Source organism: Exiguobacterium sp. BMC-KP (assembly GCF_001275385.1).
GTDB lineage: Bacteria > Bacillota > Bacilli > Exiguobacteriales > Exiguobacteriaceae > Exiguobacterium_A.
Window position 1 is genome coordinate 159791 of sequence record NZ_LGIW01000013.1, and the last position, 15623, is coordinate 175413.

At 46.4% G+C, this 15623-nt stretch carries 15 protein-coding genes; 5 read left to right on the top strand and 10 right to left on the bottom strand.

What is annotated here, in order from left to right; translation table 11 throughout:
- Positions 1-29 precede the first annotated feature (29 nt).
- Together ADM98_RS03650 and ADM98_RS03655 are read left to right on the top strand one after the other, a co-directional pair.
- Entirely contained in the window at positions 30-713 is a 684-nt protein-coding gene (locus ADM98_RS03650) for an MgtC/SapB family protein (protein ID WP_053452307.1), read from the top strand.
- A gap of 109 nt (positions 714-822) precedes the next feature.
- Entirely contained in the window at positions 823-2457 is a 1635-nt protein-coding gene (locus ADM98_RS03655; RefSeq protein ID WP_053452308.1) for a peptide ABC transporter substrate-binding protein, read from the top strand.
- Positions 2458-2573: 116 nt separating this feature from the next.
- On the opposite strand, the gene ADM98_RS03660 is transcribed toward ADM98_RS03655, so the two are convergent.
- Both ADM98_RS03660 and ade read right to left on the bottom strand, forming a co-directional pair.
- Positions 2574-2831, bottom strand: coding sequence for a hypothetical protein (locus ADM98_RS03660; protein WP_053452309.1), 258 nt, complete (start codon positions 2829-2831; stop codon positions 2574-2576).
- Positions 2832-3094: 263 nt separating this feature from the next.
- A complete protein-coding gene (gene ade / locus ADM98_RS03665; protein ID WP_053452310.1) occupies positions 3095-4828 on the bottom strand; it encodes an adenine deaminase in 1734 nt (577 codons plus the stop codon).
- 124 nt (positions 4829-4952) lie between these two features.
- On the opposite strand from ade, the gene ADM98_RS03670 reads away from it, so the two are divergent.
- Entirely contained in the window at positions 4953-5492 is a 540-nt protein-coding gene (locus ADM98_RS03670) for a gamma carbonic anhydrase family protein (protein WP_053452311.1), read from the top strand.
- A gap of 111 nt (positions 5493-5603) precedes the next feature.
- Positions 5604-5789, top strand: coding sequence for a hypothetical protein (locus tag ADM98_RS03675; protein WP_029340780.1), 186 nt, complete (start codon positions 5604-5606; stop codon positions 5787-5789).
- A 145-nt stretch (positions 5790-5934) separates the two neighbouring features.
- Here ADM98_RS03675 and ADM98_RS03680 read toward each other — a convergent pair whose 3' ends face one another.
- Complete coding sequence (locus ADM98_RS03680; protein ID WP_053452312.1) at positions 5935-7518, bottom strand: ABC transporter permease/substrate-binding protein; 1584 nt, start codon at positions 7516-7518, stop codon at positions 5935-5937.
- Positions 7515-8642, bottom strand: a complete 1128-nt coding sequence (locus ADM98_RS03685) for an ABC transporter ATP-binding protein (RefSeq protein WP_053452313.1) — start codon at positions 8640-8642, stop codon at positions 7515-7517. Before ADM98_RS03685 ends, ADM98_RS03680 begins: the two co-directional genes overlap by 4 nt.
- A gap of 192 nt (positions 8643-8834) precedes the next feature.
- On the opposite strand from ADM98_RS03685, the gene ADM98_RS03690 reads away from it, so the two are divergent.
- A complete protein-coding gene (locus ADM98_RS03690; protein ID WP_053452314.1) occupies positions 8835-9830 on the top strand; it encodes a LysM peptidoglycan-binding domain-containing protein in 996 nt (331 codons plus the stop codon).
- Positions 9831-9957: 127 nt separating this feature from the next.
- On the opposite strand, the gene lysA is transcribed toward ADM98_RS03690, so the two are convergent.
- Genes lysA through dapA form a run of 6 tightly spaced genes read right to left on the bottom strand, consistent with a single transcriptional unit; the run spans position 9958 to position 15619 of the window.
- Complete coding sequence (gene lysA / locus ADM98_RS03695; protein WP_053452315.1) at positions 9958-11274, bottom strand: diaminopimelate decarboxylase; 1317 nt, start codon at positions 11272-11274, stop codon at positions 9958-9960.
- Between the two features lie 13 nt (positions 11275-11287).
- Positions 11288-12346, bottom strand: coding sequence for an alanine racemase (gene alr / locus ADM98_RS03700; RefSeq protein ID WP_053452316.1), 1059 nt, complete (start codon positions 12344-12346; stop codon positions 11288-11290).
- On the bottom strand, positions 12343-13275 hold the full coding sequence (locus ADM98_RS03705; protein WP_029340775.1) for a branched-chain amino acid transaminase: 933 nt from the start codon (positions 13273-13275) through the stop codon (positions 12343-12345). The genes alr and ADM98_RS03705 overlap by 4 nt, the downstream gene beginning before the upstream one ends.
- Before the next feature lie 25 nt (positions 13276-13300).
- The gene (gene dapD, locus ADM98_RS03710; protein WP_029340774.1) at positions 13301-14008 is read right to left on the bottom strand and encodes a 2,3,4,5-tetrahydropyridine-2,6-dicarboxylate N-acetyltransferase; all 708 of its coding nucleotides are present in this window, start codon (positions 14006-14008) and stop codon (positions 13301-13303) included.
- A complete protein-coding gene (gene dapB, locus ADM98_RS03715) occupies positions 13995-14741 on the bottom strand; it encodes a 4-hydroxy-tetrahydrodipicolinate reductase (RefSeq protein WP_053452317.1) in 747 nt (248 codons plus the stop codon). Before dapB ends, dapD begins: the two co-directional genes overlap by 14 nt.
- Positions 14738-15619, bottom strand: a complete 882-nt coding sequence (gene dapA, locus ADM98_RS03720; protein ID WP_053452318.1) for a 4-hydroxy-tetrahydrodipicolinate synthase — start codon at positions 15617-15619, stop codon at positions 14738-14740. Before dapA ends, dapB begins: the two co-directional genes overlap by 4 nt.
- Between the last annotated feature and the right edge of the window lie 4 nt (positions 15620-15623).

The window sequence follows — 15623 nt, forward strand, 5'->3', positions numbered from 1 at the left end:
TTCTAAAGTAAAGAAAGGATTTGAGACGAATGAACTGGATTCATGTATTTCAGCTCGAGGACTTCTTAAAACTCCTATTAGCCGCTACACTTGGAATTTTCATCGGATTCGAGCGTGAAATCAAAAATAAACCGGTCGGTATACGCACTAGCCTCGTAATTACCCTCATCAGTTGTCTTTTAACCATCGTCTCCATTAAATCCGTTTTGCTCTATCATGATATGGCGACTCATGTTCAGATGGACCCCATGCGTCTTGTTGCCCAAATCATTACTGGAATCGGATTCATCGGTGCTGGTGTCATTTTGCGTCGTCCTCATGATATCGTCAGCGGACTAACGACTGCCGCCATTATTTGGAGTGCAAGCGGAATTGGAATCGCAGTCGGTGCCGGCTTCATCTGGGAGTCAATTTTTCTCGTTCTCTTTCTCTTTTTCTTATTGGAAGGATTAACGTGGATGATGCGTCGCACTAATAATAGTCGCTTTGAGGCGAACGTTCTCGTTGCACACCTGTTACTCCCTTCCGGACTTGACCCGAAAGATATCGTTCTTGCCTTGGAGCGTAAAGGTGTACGTATCACGAATATGCGTTTACGTGGAGATCCGGTTCGATTGACTTTACGAATGTATTCCCCGCATGCACTGACCTTATTCCTACTTTATGACTATTTAAAATCACTCGGAATTGAGGATATAGACCTTGATCAGTAAGAATTATCTGAAAATTTATGTTGCATTTTTAATCACTTTCACTTAAATTAACAATATGTTCACATTTTTCTGAAATATTTAACACTAACTCTCGGGGGGTCATCGTTCCATGAATAAACCATCGAAAATCGCTTTTGCTGGACTATCCAGCATCGCGCTACTTGCTGTCGCTGCATGTGGGCAAGGAAATGACGAAAACACAAGCGGATCGGATTCGAAAAACAAGAAAAAGGAAGTCACGCTCGTTTCAACGACGGATGTACCTCAGTTAGATCCGACGAAAACGACGGACTCGACTTCCATCATCGTCACGAACAACGTCTTTGAAGGGCTGTATCGTCTAGATGGCGATAACAAACCGACACCTGGTATTGCAGAAAGCGTTGAAGTATCCGATGATAAAAAAACATATACGTTCAAACTGCGTAAAGATGCGAAGTGGTCAGATGGATCAGCCGTCACAGCAGATGATTTCATCTATGCTTGGAAACGTGCACTTGATCCAAAGACAGCAGCAGAATACGCGTACATTTTACAAGATTTAAAAAATGCCAACAAAATCATGGCGGGAGATGCTGAACTCGATGAACTTGGTGTCAAAAAAGTCGACGATCAAACACTCGAAGTACAACTCGAAGCTCCAGCCCCTTACTTCCTTGGTTTGACAAGCTTCCCAACCTATTTGCCATTAAAACAATCATTTGTTGAAGATAAAGGCGATAAGTTTGCAACGAGCGTTGATACAATGGTCTTCAATGGACCTTTCGTTCTCGACAAGTGGCAAGCGAACTCGGGTTGGACGTACAAGAAAAATCCAGATTACTGGGATAAAGCAAGTGTCAAGATGGATCAAATTAACGTTAAAGTCGTTAAAGAAATCTCAACAGGTGTCAACCTCTTCGAATCAAAAGAAGTCGATTTTGCACCGATTACATCTGAGTTTGTCTCGCAATATGAAAAATCAGATGATTACAAAACACGTCCAGATGCTCGAATTAACTTCCTCCGCTTTAACCAGAAGAATAAAGCGTTAAAAAACAAAAACATTCGAAAAGCACTTGCACTTGGATTTGAGAAACAAGGGATTGCAGATGTCATCCTAAATGATGGATCAAAACCAGCGAACTTCATCGTTGCGAAAGATTTCACGTTCACACCGGACGGGGAAGACTTCCGTGCGAAGTACCCTGATCTTCAAAGCTATGATGCGGATGAAGCGAAAAAAGCTTGGGATGCTGGCTTGAAGGAACTCGGGGTTAAAACAGTAGAATTCAGTATGCTCTCACGAGATGAAGATGCCTTCAAAAAAGTTTCTGAGTACTTAAAAGGAGACCTCGAGAAACATCTTCCTGGTTTGACGATTAATATTAAACAACAACCATTCAAGAACTTCCTTGACCTTGAATCGAAAGGCGACTATGATATTTCTACTGCCGGATGGGGACCTGACTACCAGGATCCGATGACATTCCTCGATATGTGGTTGACAGGTGGAAGCTTCAACCGAATGGAATATTCGAACAAAAAATTCGATGATCTCATCAAGGGAGCAAAACAAGAAGCAGATGAAGCAAAACGTTGGTCTGACATGCAAGAAGCTGAAAAAATGCTGTTGACAGAAGACTATGCGATTGCACCAATCTACCAAAAAGGTGAAGCTTACTTGCAACGGACGAACATCGATAAATTATACCGTCACCCATTCGGTGCCGATATGAGCTTTAAATGGATGGAAGTAAAGTAAAACCTTTAAATCAATCATGAACAAGTGGTGGACCTTGTCCGCTACTTGTTTTTTGTTTACAGACGTTCATTTCTAAAAACAACAAAGACCCCTTCTGACGGAGCCATCGGGGGTCTTTACTGTGCGATTTGTTTGTAAAAAGCAATCTCTTCATCCTGTCCTTCTTCCACGGCTCGAAAGAATTCCGCGAAGTATGCATAGAGTACGGTACGTTCTTCATACGTCGGTCTAGCTTGACGAATGACGGAAAATGCAAGATTTCGTAACTGACGCTTTGTCCGTCGATGTGTCGGTAGTGCATGGAACTGACGAGTAAATGAACGATAAACATCTGCAATCAAAGCTTCATGTCCTTCAAAATAGGATTTATCCATTAATCATGATCTCCTTTCTCATTTTGTTGTCCTACTATCTTCTACGGCATTCCGAGATAAAAGTTTCATCATAAGTGAGATTTCTCACAAATGATATAGAACTTACTATAACAAGCTTTCCAAAATGATTCAACATCCAAACTATTAAGTTTCATTAAGGATTTCTAGCCCTTTTGTAAAGTAGCTTATTTTGATTCTAACGCACAACAATCGATATAAAAACGGTCTGAGTCCCGGAATGAGACTCAGACTCGCGACGGACATTAATCTGCCTGGACCGAAATATGCTGGAAGTGTTTCACGTCGAATAACCCACTGTCGGTCAGTTTCAACTCGGGAATGACGGGCAAGCAAAGGAAAGACATCGTCAAATACGGATTGAACGAACGATCGGCTTCTAACACATCGAGCGCATCGTTTAACGCTTCGAGTGTATCTCCGACTTCTTGGAACGGACGATTTGTCATCAGCCCAGCGATTTCAAGTGGTAACTCAGCAAGGACCTCTTGACCGTTAACAGCGATGACACCGCCACCTGCTTGAACGAGACGTTCTGCAGCGAGTTGCATCTCTTCGTCCGATGCACCGACGATGACGAGATTATGCGAATCATGAGCAACGGTTGCTGCAATCGCGCCGCGTTTCATCTTGAAACCTTTAACGATGCCGACTGCCGAGAAGGCTGTCCCGTGATGACGTTCAATAACAGCGATCTTCAATAGATCCTGCTCTGGGACTGGTACAAAGTGTCCGTCTTGAAGCGGGACGTCGAGAATCAAGTGCTCCGTGACGATACTTTTCGGAATAACTCCGATGACATGGGCACGTGATGAATCAAGCGGGAGTGCAAACACTTCTGGCGTAATCGGTTTTGTATTCAATGTTCCACGTAAGGATTCCGGGACATGCGCACGTCGCACTGGTCGGATCGTCTTCCCTGCTCGTGCGACACAGTTCCCTTGAATATAGACCTCGTCAATAACGACGTTATCTGCATCCGATAACAAGACAAAGTCCGCCCGGCGTCCCGGTACGATGGCTCCACGATCGTCTAAACGATACGCATTCGTCGCGTGCAACGATGCCATTGCATATGCTGTCTCGCGTTTAATCCCATGACGGATTGCATAGCGGATATTGTAGTCAATCGTTCCCTCACGTAATGTATCGTCCAGATGCTTATCATCCGTACAGAAGAGGAAACGACTCGCATTACTTTCTGTCACGGCATCGAGTACTTCTTTTAAGTTTCGGGCTGCCGAACCTTCGCGTACCTCGACATATAGACCGCGACGAGCTCGGACAATCGCATCTTCCTTGCTGACGGACTCATGATCCGTTCGAATCCCAGCGACACCATAAATGTTGATCTCACGCGGTCCTAGTCCTGCTGCGTGACCATCGACGAGTTTTCCTGCGTCTTCAATCTGTTTGATTTTTTGGAGCATGTCACGATCGGCTCGTTCAACAGCTGGATAATCCATGACTTCTCCTAAACCATGGACACCCGGGTGATCGACGAACGGCGCAAGTGCTGCCGCGTCAAGTGATGCCCCAGCATGTTCAAACGAAGTCGCTGGTACACAGCTCGGTAACATCATGCGGACATCAAGTGCGAGTCCCTCTGCATCATCTAGCATGAAGGATAATCCTTCCGCGCCTTTAACATTTGCGATCTCATGCGGATCGGCGATGATCGTCGTCACTCCTAACGGTAAAATTGCTTGCTCATACTCACTCGGTGGTACCATCGATGATTCAATATGGACATGGGCATCGACGAAACTTGGCGCGATGAAGAGACCTTCTCCCGGACGATTCTCGATTCCTTCATATCCTTCTCCGACAGCAGCGATATAGCCTGAATCAATCGCTACGTCCGCTGTATAGGTCTCACGTGTCATGACATCAATGACTGAAATATTCTGATAGACGATAGCCGCTTTCTCTTTTTTTGCAGCAATCGCGATCAATCGTTCGCGCACTGTTTGTTCCATCCTGTCTCCTCCTGTTGTAAGCGTATTTTTACCATCTTACAATTACTTTGGAAGCTGTTGCAATTTATTTTTTGTAACGTCAAGATGAAAGAGTATTGATTTAATGTCTGAGGGGGAAAAACGCATGAAATATCGTGTCGGTTCACTTATTCCAAACATCGATCCATCTGTTTATTTAGCGGATGGATCAAAAGTCATCGGTGAAGTTTCGATCGGAAAAGACTCATCCGTCTGGTTCAATACAGTCATCCGGGGAGATGAAGGTCCGATTCAAATCGGGGAACGTGTTAACATTCAAGATGGTTCGATGATTCATCAGTATGAAGGGTATCCGACCATCATTGAAGATGAGGTGACGATTGGTCATATGGCGATGATCCATGGTGGCATCATTCGAAAAGGCGCATTGATTGGGATGTCGGCGACGATTCTCGATGAAGCTGAGATCGGAGAAGGTGCATTCGTCGCTGCGGGGAGCCTTGTTCCACCGAAAATGAAAGTCCCAGCAGGCGCGATGGTCATGGGTGTCCCAGCAAAAATCGTCCGGGATATCAGTGACCATGATCGCTTCATCATGGAACGGACGGTGCGAAAATACGTCAAACGAGGTCAGCAGTATGCCGACAGTTGCGAGGCGATTGAAGAAGATTTGACAAGTTTGTGAGAACGTTTACAAAGTTCACGGGTTCTTAACACCTCCCCTCTTCCGTCTTTACAATTCTTCCGTACACTAAGGATGTAAGAGATGAATCAAGACACAGAGAGGGGATTTTATATGATTCCAGTATACGAAGAACGCATCATGTCTGATTTGTTTTCATCTACGAATAACCCAAGTTACGGTTTGCCGACGTTACCTGAAACGGAAACAGATTGGTTGACAGTCGAGATTCAAGCACGTATCGTTAAAGATGCCGAGCACCGCCTTGGAACATTAAACCGAGAGGAAGAACGTGTATGATTCAGCAACGCACTGTTCGCGCTTGGCTCGCTAGTCGCATCAAAAAATAATTTAATCACTTGATTACGTATTTTCCAAAACGATATAGCGCGTCAGCGCGCATTCAAAAAGAGCCGAAGCGGATTCCCGCCTCGGCTCTTACTCATTATTTTGAAATCAAGCCTTCTTCAATCAAGAAATCACGCGCAACTTTTTCCGGGCGCTGTTTCTCAACGTCTGCTTTGTAGTTCAATTCTTGCATCTTTTCATCCGTGATTTTATCCTTCAACGTGTTGAGGACTTTTTCCAGTTCTGGATGTTCTTCAAGTGTTTCTTGACGAACAAGTGGTACTGCATAATATGGCGGGAAGAATTTCTTATCATCTTCTAGTACCGTCAAATCGAATTTTTGCAACAGACCATCTGTCGAGAAACTATCGATGACGTTCGTTCGACCATTCGTCAGTGCTGTATAACGAAGCCCTCCATCGACCGGTTGTACATCTTGGAATTTCATATCTGGATACTTTTTCTTCAGACCAAGATAACCGTCTTCACGATTCGCGAATTCGATTGTTGATCCGAGAATCAAGCGATCACTGACTTTTGACATATCGGACACCGTCTTTAAGTCATATTTTTCGATGTCTTCTTTCGTCATGGCGAGAGCGTACGTATTATTAAATCCGATTGGATCAAGAACGTCGACCTGACTTTTCTCAGGAATCATCTTCCCGACTTTTGCATAGACTGTTTCCGGATCTGTCTCGACATCTTGCTTTAGAACGTCGATCAACAAGGTTCCTGTGTACTCGACATACGCATCGATTTCGCCTTTTTCAAGTGCTCCGTAAGCGACTTTCGTCCCCCCGAGATTTAACTGACGTTCGACTTCTAAATCTGTTTTGTCTTCGATTAAATCCGCTAACATATTTCCGAGAATCAATTGTTCCGTAAAGTTCTTCGATCCGATGACAATCTTATCTTCCTTGAGGAAAGAATAAGCGACTGTTCCACCGATCAATAAAAAGACGATACTTGCAATCGCAATCTTACGTCCGGCTGGCATCGCCTTGCGACGCTTACGTGCTTTGTTCTTGATTCGACCATCCGCAAGTGGAATCCCGTTCGGTGCCACCGAATATTCAATCCGACTGACGACGAAGTCGATGACGAGTGCTAAAATACCAGCTGGAATCGCTCCGGCAAGAATTTGATTATTATCAACCGTTTGAATACCCGAGAAAACGAGGTAACCAAGACCACCGGCACCAATGAACGCGGAAATCGTCATTAAACCAACGGCTGTAACCGCAGAAATCCGAATCCCTGCCATCATGATTGGTAAGGCAAGTGGAATCTGGACCTTACTGAGAATTTGACGATCCGTCAAACCAATTCCTTTGGCTGCTTCGAGCGTATCCCCTGGAATGCTCGACAGACCCGTATACGTATTTTTAACGATTGGCAATAGTGAATAGAGGACGACCATGATGATCGCCGGTGTTGATCCGATCCCGATGAACGGAATCAAGAAACCGAGTAAGGCAAGACTCGGAACCGCTTGAACAACGCTCGTCAATGCGAGGACCGGCTTTGCAAACTTTTGATAACGGGTGATCAATATCCCGATCGGAATCCCGAGGACGACAGCGATGACGACAGCAAAGACCGTCAACTGCAAGTGCTCAAGCAATAAGTCACCGATCTGATCGGTATTGTTTTTTACATAATCAAAGAATCCGTTCATTGGACTTCCTCCTCGTGAATGAATTGCTCACTCAGGACGGAAAGTAAGCTACTACGTGTAATCAATCCTCTTAGTTTTCCAGTCGCATCCGTTACCGGAAGATAGCCTGTCTCTTCCTGATTCATGACCTCAAGGACATCGAGTAACGAATCATGTTCATTGACGGCGATGATTTCACCTTCCATGACTTCTTCGATTCGTTGACTCTTATCCGGAATCGTCTGGATATTCTTCAACTTAATTAGACCTTGTAAGACGCGGTCACGATCAGTGATCAACAGGCTGTCGACTTTTCGACCGCGCATGATTTCAATTCCCTGTAACAACGTGCGTTTGCCACTGATTGAAACCGGATCCTCGATCATGATATCTTCTGCCTTAATGAATTCTGGACTACTCCAGATTTTATTTTTCCCAATGAACGATTCGACATATTCATCTTTTGGATGACGGAGAATTTCTTCTGGTGTATCGAACTGAACGATCTCCCCGTCACGCATGATACATATCCGATCCGCTAATTTGATCGCTTCATCCATATCATGGGTGACGAAAACGATCGTCTTTTTCACTTCTTCTTGTAAGTTGAACAGTTCTTCCTGTAGATCGTTTCGAGTAACAGGATCGAGTGCACTGAATGGTTCATCCATCAAAATGACATCTGGATCGTTCATCAAAGCTCGCGCAAAACCGACACGTTGTTGCTGCCCACCACTGAGTTCGCTCGGATAACGATCGATGAATTGTTTCGGATCAAGCCCGACCATCGTCAATAATTGTTCTGTCCGTTGATCCATCTCATCGTGGTCTTTCCCCTCAAGTCCGGCAATCAATTGAATGTTTTCCCGAACCGTCATATGAGGGAACAGACCTGTTTGTTGAATGACATATCCCATATGACGTCGTAATTCGATCGTATCCGTCTTCATGATATCTTTCCCATTGACTAAAATCGTACCTGAAGAAGGTTCGATCAAGCGATTAATCATCTTAAGTGACGTCGTTTTCCCACAACCACTTGGTCCGATGAAGACAACGAGTTCACCCTTTTGAATCTCGAGCGATAAACCTTTCAAGACGACGTTGTCCTTGAACTGCTTACCGACGTTTTTGAATTCGATCATTCCTTCTCACTCCTTTTTACTATTTCCATATATTATGGTTTCCCAAAAAGATTACGGTTTAAACAAATTTTCTGTAATTTAGTTTTATTTCTTTGCAAAACGGGAATTTCTTAGTTCTTTTTTTAAAATAAAGGGAATACCTTAATAAAGAGTACTCATAAAGCATGTTTTTTATGAAGGAGGTACTAGACGATGAACATCAAGAAACCCACCATCATGATGATCGGATTGCTTCTCCTTAGTCCATTATCGATTCCTTCACAGGTTGATGCAGCGAGCTCTACGTTTGTGACAAAAGGAACGACGACACAAAAAGTCGTCGCATTGACGTTCGATGACGGTTCAGATGGAACGAACATTGCAAAAATCTTAAGTATCTTAAAAAGTAACCAAGTGAAGGCGACTTTCTTCTTAACAGGCAGTGGCGCAACGAACCATCCCCAATCGATTAAAAACATCACAACCGCCTCTCCTACACACCAAATCGGCAATCACTCGTATTCACATCCGGATTTTACGACATTAACAGCAAGTCAAATGACGAGTGAATTATCTCGGACGGAGTCTCTTATCCGGTCCTTGACCGGAAAAACGACAAAACCGATTTTCCGTGCGCCGTTTGGTGCAAGCAACAGTAACGTGTTAAGTGCCGTCGGAGCCGCAGGATATACGAAAACAATTCAATGGAATATTGATACGACGGATTGGAAGGGCATCTCTTCAACAGCCATCTTGGATCGTGTGTTGCCAAAAGTCGTTCCTGGTTCGATCATTCTGATGCATACCGGCGCTGGTGCAAAAGGAACACCGACTGCCCTGCCAACGATGATTTCGAAACTCAAAGCCAAAGGCTATTCGTTCGTCACGATTTCAGAATTACTCCGCTCACCAACTACGACGGGTACGACGTATACCGTCAAAGCAGGCGATACACTCTATTCGATCGCACGTAAATACAACGTCTCGGTTTCTGCCCTCGCGAGTGCGAATAACATCACGAACTGGAATCTGTTGAACATTGGTCAAGTCTTAAAAATTCCGACAACGACTTATACGGTTAAATCCGGTGATACGCTTTACTCCATTGCCATGCGTTACGGTGTTACTGTCACAGCATTGATGCAGGCAAATGGCATCACGAATCCAAATCTCTTACTCGTCGGACAAGTCTTGAAAATTCCAAATTGACCAGGCTTATGCCAACACAAAAAAGCGATCCTTCTCCGTGAAGAGAAGAACCACTATAGATTGTATGCATGAAACCGACGCAATCGCGCCGGTTTTTCGTCTTTTACCAATCGATCATCTCTGTATGTTACGATTCCGACCGGACACCATTGATCCCAAGATCACACTGAACCAAATCCGCATATGTTTGTCGACGGACGACTTCACGGGACTCCCCGTCCCGGACGAAAACAAGTGCCGGACGTAAGAACTGGTTGTAGTTGCTTGCCATCGAGAAGTTATATGCCCCTGTTCCAAACACAGCGAGCGTATCGCCACCATTCGGTTCAACCAACTGCGCTTTTTCAGCGACAAGATCACCTGATTCACAAGCTGCTCCGACGACCGTCACTTCCGTCGTTTCACCCTTCATCCGGTTCGCGATGACCGTCTCGTAGACAGCCCCGTAAAGCGCTGGACGAATGTTATCCGTCATTCCGCCATCGACCGAAAGATATGTCCGAACGCCTTCGATTTCTTTGATCGCTCCGACCGTATAAAGTGTTGTGCCTGCATTCGCGACGACCCAGCGACCTGGTTCGATACCGATTCGCGGACGTTCGATACCGAGTCGTTCCGTTTCCGCTTCGATCACGTCCATGACGCGCGCAATCGTCGCTTCAAAATCAAGCGGTTGATCGTCCTGTGTATAGGCAATGCCGAAGCCACCGCCCACATTAACTTCGCTGACCGTAAAACCATGATGGGCACGGATCGTTTCGACGAAGCCCATCATCGTCCGAGCTGTCTGTTCGAACAGTGACGGATCTTGAATTTGCGAACCGACATGACAATGGATGCCGAGTAAGGACAGATGTTCTGATGCTAAAATCGCTTCGATCGCATCTAAATAATCTGACGCATGCGTCGAGAAACCAAATTTCGTATCGACACCACCCGTCTGGATTTTCGCATGTGCTCCCCCGATGACTTGTGGCACGATCCGGATTAGGACATGAACGGTCTGACCAGCTTGTGCCGCAATCGCTTCGAGTTGTGCGATCTCTGCAAAGTGATCGATGACGATCCGTCCGACACCTTCCTCAACGGCATACTGAAGATCAGCCGTTGATTTATTCGAACCATGGAAATAAATCCGTTCTGCCGGAACCCCGGATTGACGGGCGATGAAGAGTTCCCCGCCCGTGACGACGTCAATTCCGAGACCATGACGCACAACTTGTTCATACACCGCACTGACAGTCAGTGCTTTTGAAGCGAAGGAAGCATACGTATTCGGATACTTATCAAGGAAGTGTTCCCGGACGGTTGCCAGTCGATCCGTCAGCTCCCGTTCTGCCATCACGTACAATGGTGTTCCGTACTGTGCTGCAAGATCGGTAGCTGCGACACCATCGATGTGCAACGTATTGTTTTCTTCTGTCAGGTATTGACTTCCATACATAATAAGTTCCTCCTTATAGATACTGATGCGTCAAGCGCCACGACCGGGCACACATCTGCTCTGAATTGTTCGCTGCACCCGTCCGAGTGATATCGTCAATTTCAACGCCATCCCCGTATAGCACGACTTCGTCTCCGACTTTAACCGTCCCATCGACGGCGACGAACGTATGACTCATGAATAGTTTATTGATGACGGGATAAGGCTTCCCTTGAATGTGAACTGGTAAAGCGGCCCGTCCACGGACGACACCGTCTCCATATCCGACTGGTAAGATGGCAATCCGCATCGGTTCCGTACTCGTAAAATTTGTTCCGTATCCTACATGTTCACCCGGTCCGATTTCACGAATTTCAACGACTTCTGTCGTCATCCGAAGTGACGGCACAAGCCAGTCCATCTTTTCGATCGGCGAATAACCGAACAAGAAGATTCCCGGACGAACATAGTTACAAAACGCGAGACGCGGATCGTGTTTGACGATCGTCGCACTGTTTTCCGAATGGATATACGTGAACGTATGGCGCTTTCGTAACACATCGGCAATGGCAACGAAACGTTCGACTTGTCCATCATGATCCGCATCCGGTTCGTCGGCAAGCGGAAAGTGTGTATATAAACCTGTTAAATCAAGCGAATCTGCTTGCGCAAGCGCAAGGACAGCTTCCGCTTCCTGAAGCGAACTGACACCAAAACGGTTCATCCCGACGTTGATCTTCAAATGTAACTCGATTCCCTGCAGCTGTTCACTGTGTAGGGCGAGCCATTCTAGCGATGAGACACCGAGTGCAATTCCGAAACGTCGTGCTGTTTCAAAATCCTCCGTCGGATTCATAACCAGTACATAACTGTCTGGAAAATTCGTTTTGATTTCAATGGCTTCGTACAACTCGGCGACAGCAAAATGATGAACATCAGACGCCATCAGCGTCTCGACCATCTCGAGCATACCTAAGTTATACGCATTGTTCTTGACCACGGCGAAAATACGTTTACGTGACCGAGCGAAGACCGATGCGACATTCTGTCGCACCGCCTTCCGATCGATCGTGACGAGTGTACGCGTCGTCATTCCGCGACAGCTGGTGTCACATACGTCAACCAGTCCGCATATTGCGGCAATTGACCTGTGACGGCTTGACGGTAAAGACCGAGCAACTCATCAGCGACGTTCCGTGTTCCGCCATTGATCGAGATATGATCGATTTCACCGACACTCGTGATTTCAGCAGCTGTTCCTGTTAAGAAGATCTCATCAGCGACATATAACTCGTCGCGTCCGATATGACGTTCAACGACAGGATAGCCTTGATCTTGTGCCAAGCGGATGATGACTTGGCGTGTAATACCGTCGAGTACTGAACAATCGAGCGACGGTGTATGAATCGTTCCGTTTTTTAGAAGGAAGAGGTTCGCAACACTCGCTTCACTGACGTTTCCGTTCATGTCGAGTGCGATTGCTTCATCAAATCCATCACGAATCGCTTCACCTTTTAAAAGTTGTGAGTTCATGTAGTTAGCAGCCGCTTTCGCTTGCATCGGCATCATCGTTGATGAGACACGGCGATACGATGCGACTTTGGCACGAATGCCAGCGCCTTTATCGAAGTATTCCCCAAGCTCCCAGCAAGAGATTCCGACATGAACTGTCGTATCTTTCGCCATCAATGCTTGCCATGGCGTACCGAGGAACACGAATGGACGGATGTAACACGATTCAAATCCGTTTTTCGCAACCAAATCGATCGTTGCTTGAACAAGTTCGTCAACAGTATACGGAATCGTGACATGGTAATACGCACAACTGCGGAAGAGACGTTCGATATGTTCCTTCAATTGGAAGATCGCCGGTCCATCCGGTGTTGCGTATGCACGAATTCCTTCAAAGAATCCACTACCATAGTGAATCGCATGTGACATGACGCTTGTGTTTGCATCTTTCGGATCATGAAAAACTCCATCTAACCAAATTGCTTCTCCATACTGTGTATCCACTGCCATGTGTTTTCCTCCTCTTCGACGTCAATCAGAGTGAACGTAAATCATCCACCAATTGCGTCTTCTCTTCTGTTTTCGCATCTTTCTGTTTGATGACACGTGCAGGTGTTCCAGCAACGACACTTCCAGCAGGTACGTCTTCTGTGACGACACTACCAGCAGCGACGACGGCATCTTTACCGACTTTGACGCCTTCAAGAATGACTGCATTTGCACCAATCAAGACACCGTCTTCAATGATGACAGGTGTTTTTGAAGGTGGTTCGAGGACACCCGCGACCACGGCACCTGCGCCAACATGAACGTTTTTCCCAATCGTCCCACGTGCACCGACGACAGCGTTCATATCAATCATTGTACCATCTCCGATTGATGCACCGATATTGATGATGGCGCCCATCATGACGACCGCGTTATCACCGATAACGACATGATCGCGAATCCAAGAGCCTGGCTCGATGCGTGCATTCAGGTGACGTGTATCAAGCATTGGTACCGCACTGTTGCGACGATCATACTCCACGTGAACATCCGTGATGCGATCTGAATACTTTTCTAAGAAAGTAGCCGCAAGTCCTGCATCTGCGAAGAAAATCTTTGATTCATCTGATCCGAATGCTGTTGCACCTTCGATCGTCAAGCCAGCCAAATCGCCGTTGACGTAAAGTTTAACCGGTGTTTGTTTTTTAGCATCTTTAATGAATTTAGCAATTTCGTAAGCATCAGTGAGTAACATGTGAATCCTCCTGTGTGTAGAGCGTCTCTAATGTATAGAGTCCCGCTGTTTTTTGAATGAGTGCTTCAGCTGCTTTGATTGCACCAGAAGCAAATACTTTTTTCGATAACGCCGTATGTTTGATTTCAATCAATTCGTCGACACCGGCGAATAAGACTTCGTGTTCTCCAAAGATCGTTCCGCCGCGCATCGCGTGCATCCCAATTTCGTTCGTCTCCCGCTTCTGCCGCGTTTGCGACCGGTCATACACCGGTGTCACGTCACGCGCTGTCTGAATCGTTTGCAACAGCAACTCGGCCGTTCCGCTTGGCGCATCGACTTTTTGATTATGGTGTTTCTCGAGCAATTCGATGTCATACGCCCCTGCTAATGGTACGAGTGTCTTTAACAGTTGCTGCACCATCGCGATACCGTAAGACATGTTGTACGACTGAAAAATCGGGATTTCTTTCGCAGCATCTTGGATCGACGCAAGTTCTGCTTCAGAAAAGCCAGTCGTCGCGATGACGAGTGGCGTTTTTGTCGCCAACCCGTAAGCGAGTAAATCCGGTAACAAACTCGGATGTGAAAAGTCGATGATCGCATCAACTTTCTCTGACATCTCTGTTAGCTCCGCGTATGAAGAAATCGTATCGGATGACTTCGTCCGGTCAACGATTGCAACAATACTTTGTGGCGCTAGTTCGACGACATACTGTCCTGTCGCACCATAACCGTGTAACGCGAGTTTCATCGAACCACTCCTTTGTAAGCATGCATCGTTTCGAGTAAATGCGCGTGACCCGCTTCCGATTGACGGACGAGCGGCAAGCGAGGCGCACCAACTGCAAAACCAAGTTCTTCAAGCGATGCTTTGACTGGAATCGGATTGACGTCACTGAACAAAGCACCGATGACCGGTAACAAGTCGGCTTGAATCCGACGCGCCGTCACGAGATCTTGTGCGAGTAACGCCTCAGCCAGCGCTTGTGTCTCTGCCGGGTACGGATTCGAGAGGACTGAGATGACACCTTGTGCGCCCCATGCCATGTACGGCAGGATTTGATCGTCATTTCCACAGAAGACCGCGAAGTCTTCCGGAATCGCTGCCATCAGTTCTCCCATGAAGCTGACGTCTCCACTTGCTTCCTTAAAGGCTTGAATCCGTGGATGACGTGCTAACGTCACCGCTGTATCGACAGCGATTGCGACGCCAGTTCGTGATGGAACGTTGTATAGCATAATCGGCAATTCTGTTGCATCGGCGACTGCCGTGAAGTGCGCGACGAGACCGGCTTGTGATGTTTTATTGTAGTAAGGTGTGACGAGCATCGCTGCGTCCGCACCGAGACGTTCTGCAAGTAATGTCTTCTCGATCGTTGCTGCCGTGTTGTTCGAACCCGTTCCAGCAATGACCGGTACGCGTCCTGCCGTGATTTGAACGGCAGTCGTCAGAAGTTGCTCGAATTCAGCATTCGTTAAGGTCGACCCTTCTCCTGTCGTACCCCCGACGACAAGCGCCTGAATACCTGCTGCGAGTTGTTGCTCGATCAAGCGTTTAAATACGTGTAGATCTAACTCGCCTGCTTCATTAAATGGTGTAACGAGCGCTGTACCTGCTCCTTTGAACATGAAG

What these genes read in the sequence shown, in the direction of transcription:
- ADM98_RS03650 (WP_053452307.1), top strand. Translation starts at nt 30, where the DNA reads ATGAACTGGATTCATGTATTTCAGCTCGAGGACTTCTTAAAACTCCTA.
- ADM98_RS03655 (WP_053452308.1), top strand. Translation starts at nt 823, where the DNA reads ATGAATAAACCATCGAAAATCGCTTTTGCTGGACTATCCAGCATCGCG.
- ADM98_RS03660 (WP_053452309.1), bottom strand. Translation starts at nt 2,831, where the DNA reads ATGGATAAATCCTATTTTGAAGGACATGAAGCTTTGATTGCAGATGTT.
- ade (WP_053452310.1), bottom strand. Translation starts at nt 4,828, where the DNA reads ATGGAACAAACAGTGCGCGAACGATTGATCGCGATTGCTGCAAAAAAA.
- ADM98_RS03670 (WP_053452311.1), top strand. Translation starts at nt 4,953, where the DNA reads ATGAAATATCGTGTCGGTTCACTTATTCCAAACATCGATCCATCTGTT.
- ADM98_RS03675 (WP_029340780.1), top strand. Translation starts at nt 5,604, where the DNA reads ATGATTCCAGTATACGAAGAACGCATCATGTCTGATTTGTTTTCATCT.
- ADM98_RS03680 (WP_053452312.1), bottom strand. Translation starts at nt 7,518, where the DNA reads ATGAACGGATTCTTTGATTATGTAAAAAACAATACCGATCAGATCGGT.
- ADM98_RS03685 (WP_053452313.1), bottom strand. Translation starts at nt 8,642, where the DNA reads ATGATCGAATTCAAAAACGTCGGTAAGCAGTTCAAGGACAACGTCGTC.
- ADM98_RS03690 (WP_053452314.1), top strand. Translation starts at nt 8,835, where the DNA reads ATGAACATCAAGAAACCCACCATCATGATGATCGGATTGCTTCTCCTT.
- lysA (WP_053452315.1), bottom strand. Translation starts at nt 11,274, where the DNA reads ATGTATGGAAGTCAATACCTGACAGAAGAAAACAATACGTTGCACATC.
- alr (WP_053452316.1), bottom strand. Translation starts at nt 12,346, where the DNA reads ATGACGACGCGTACACTCGTCACGATCGATCGGAAGGCGGTGCGACAG.
- ADM98_RS03705 (WP_029340775.1), bottom strand. Translation starts at nt 13,275, where the DNA reads ATGGCAGTGGATACACAGTATGGAGAAGCAATTTGGTTAGATGGAGTT.
- dapD (WP_029340774.1), bottom strand. Translation starts at nt 14,008, where the DNA reads ATGTTACTCACTGATGCTTACGAAATTGCTAAATTCATTAAAGATGCT.
- dapB (WP_053452317.1), bottom strand. Translation starts at nt 14,741, where the DNA reads ATGAAACTCGCGTTACACGGTTATGGTGCGACAGGACAGTATGTCGTC.
- dapA (WP_053452318.1), bottom strand. Translation starts at nt 15,619, where the DNA reads ATGTTCAAAGGAGCAGGTACAGCGCTCGTTACACCATTTAATGAAGCA.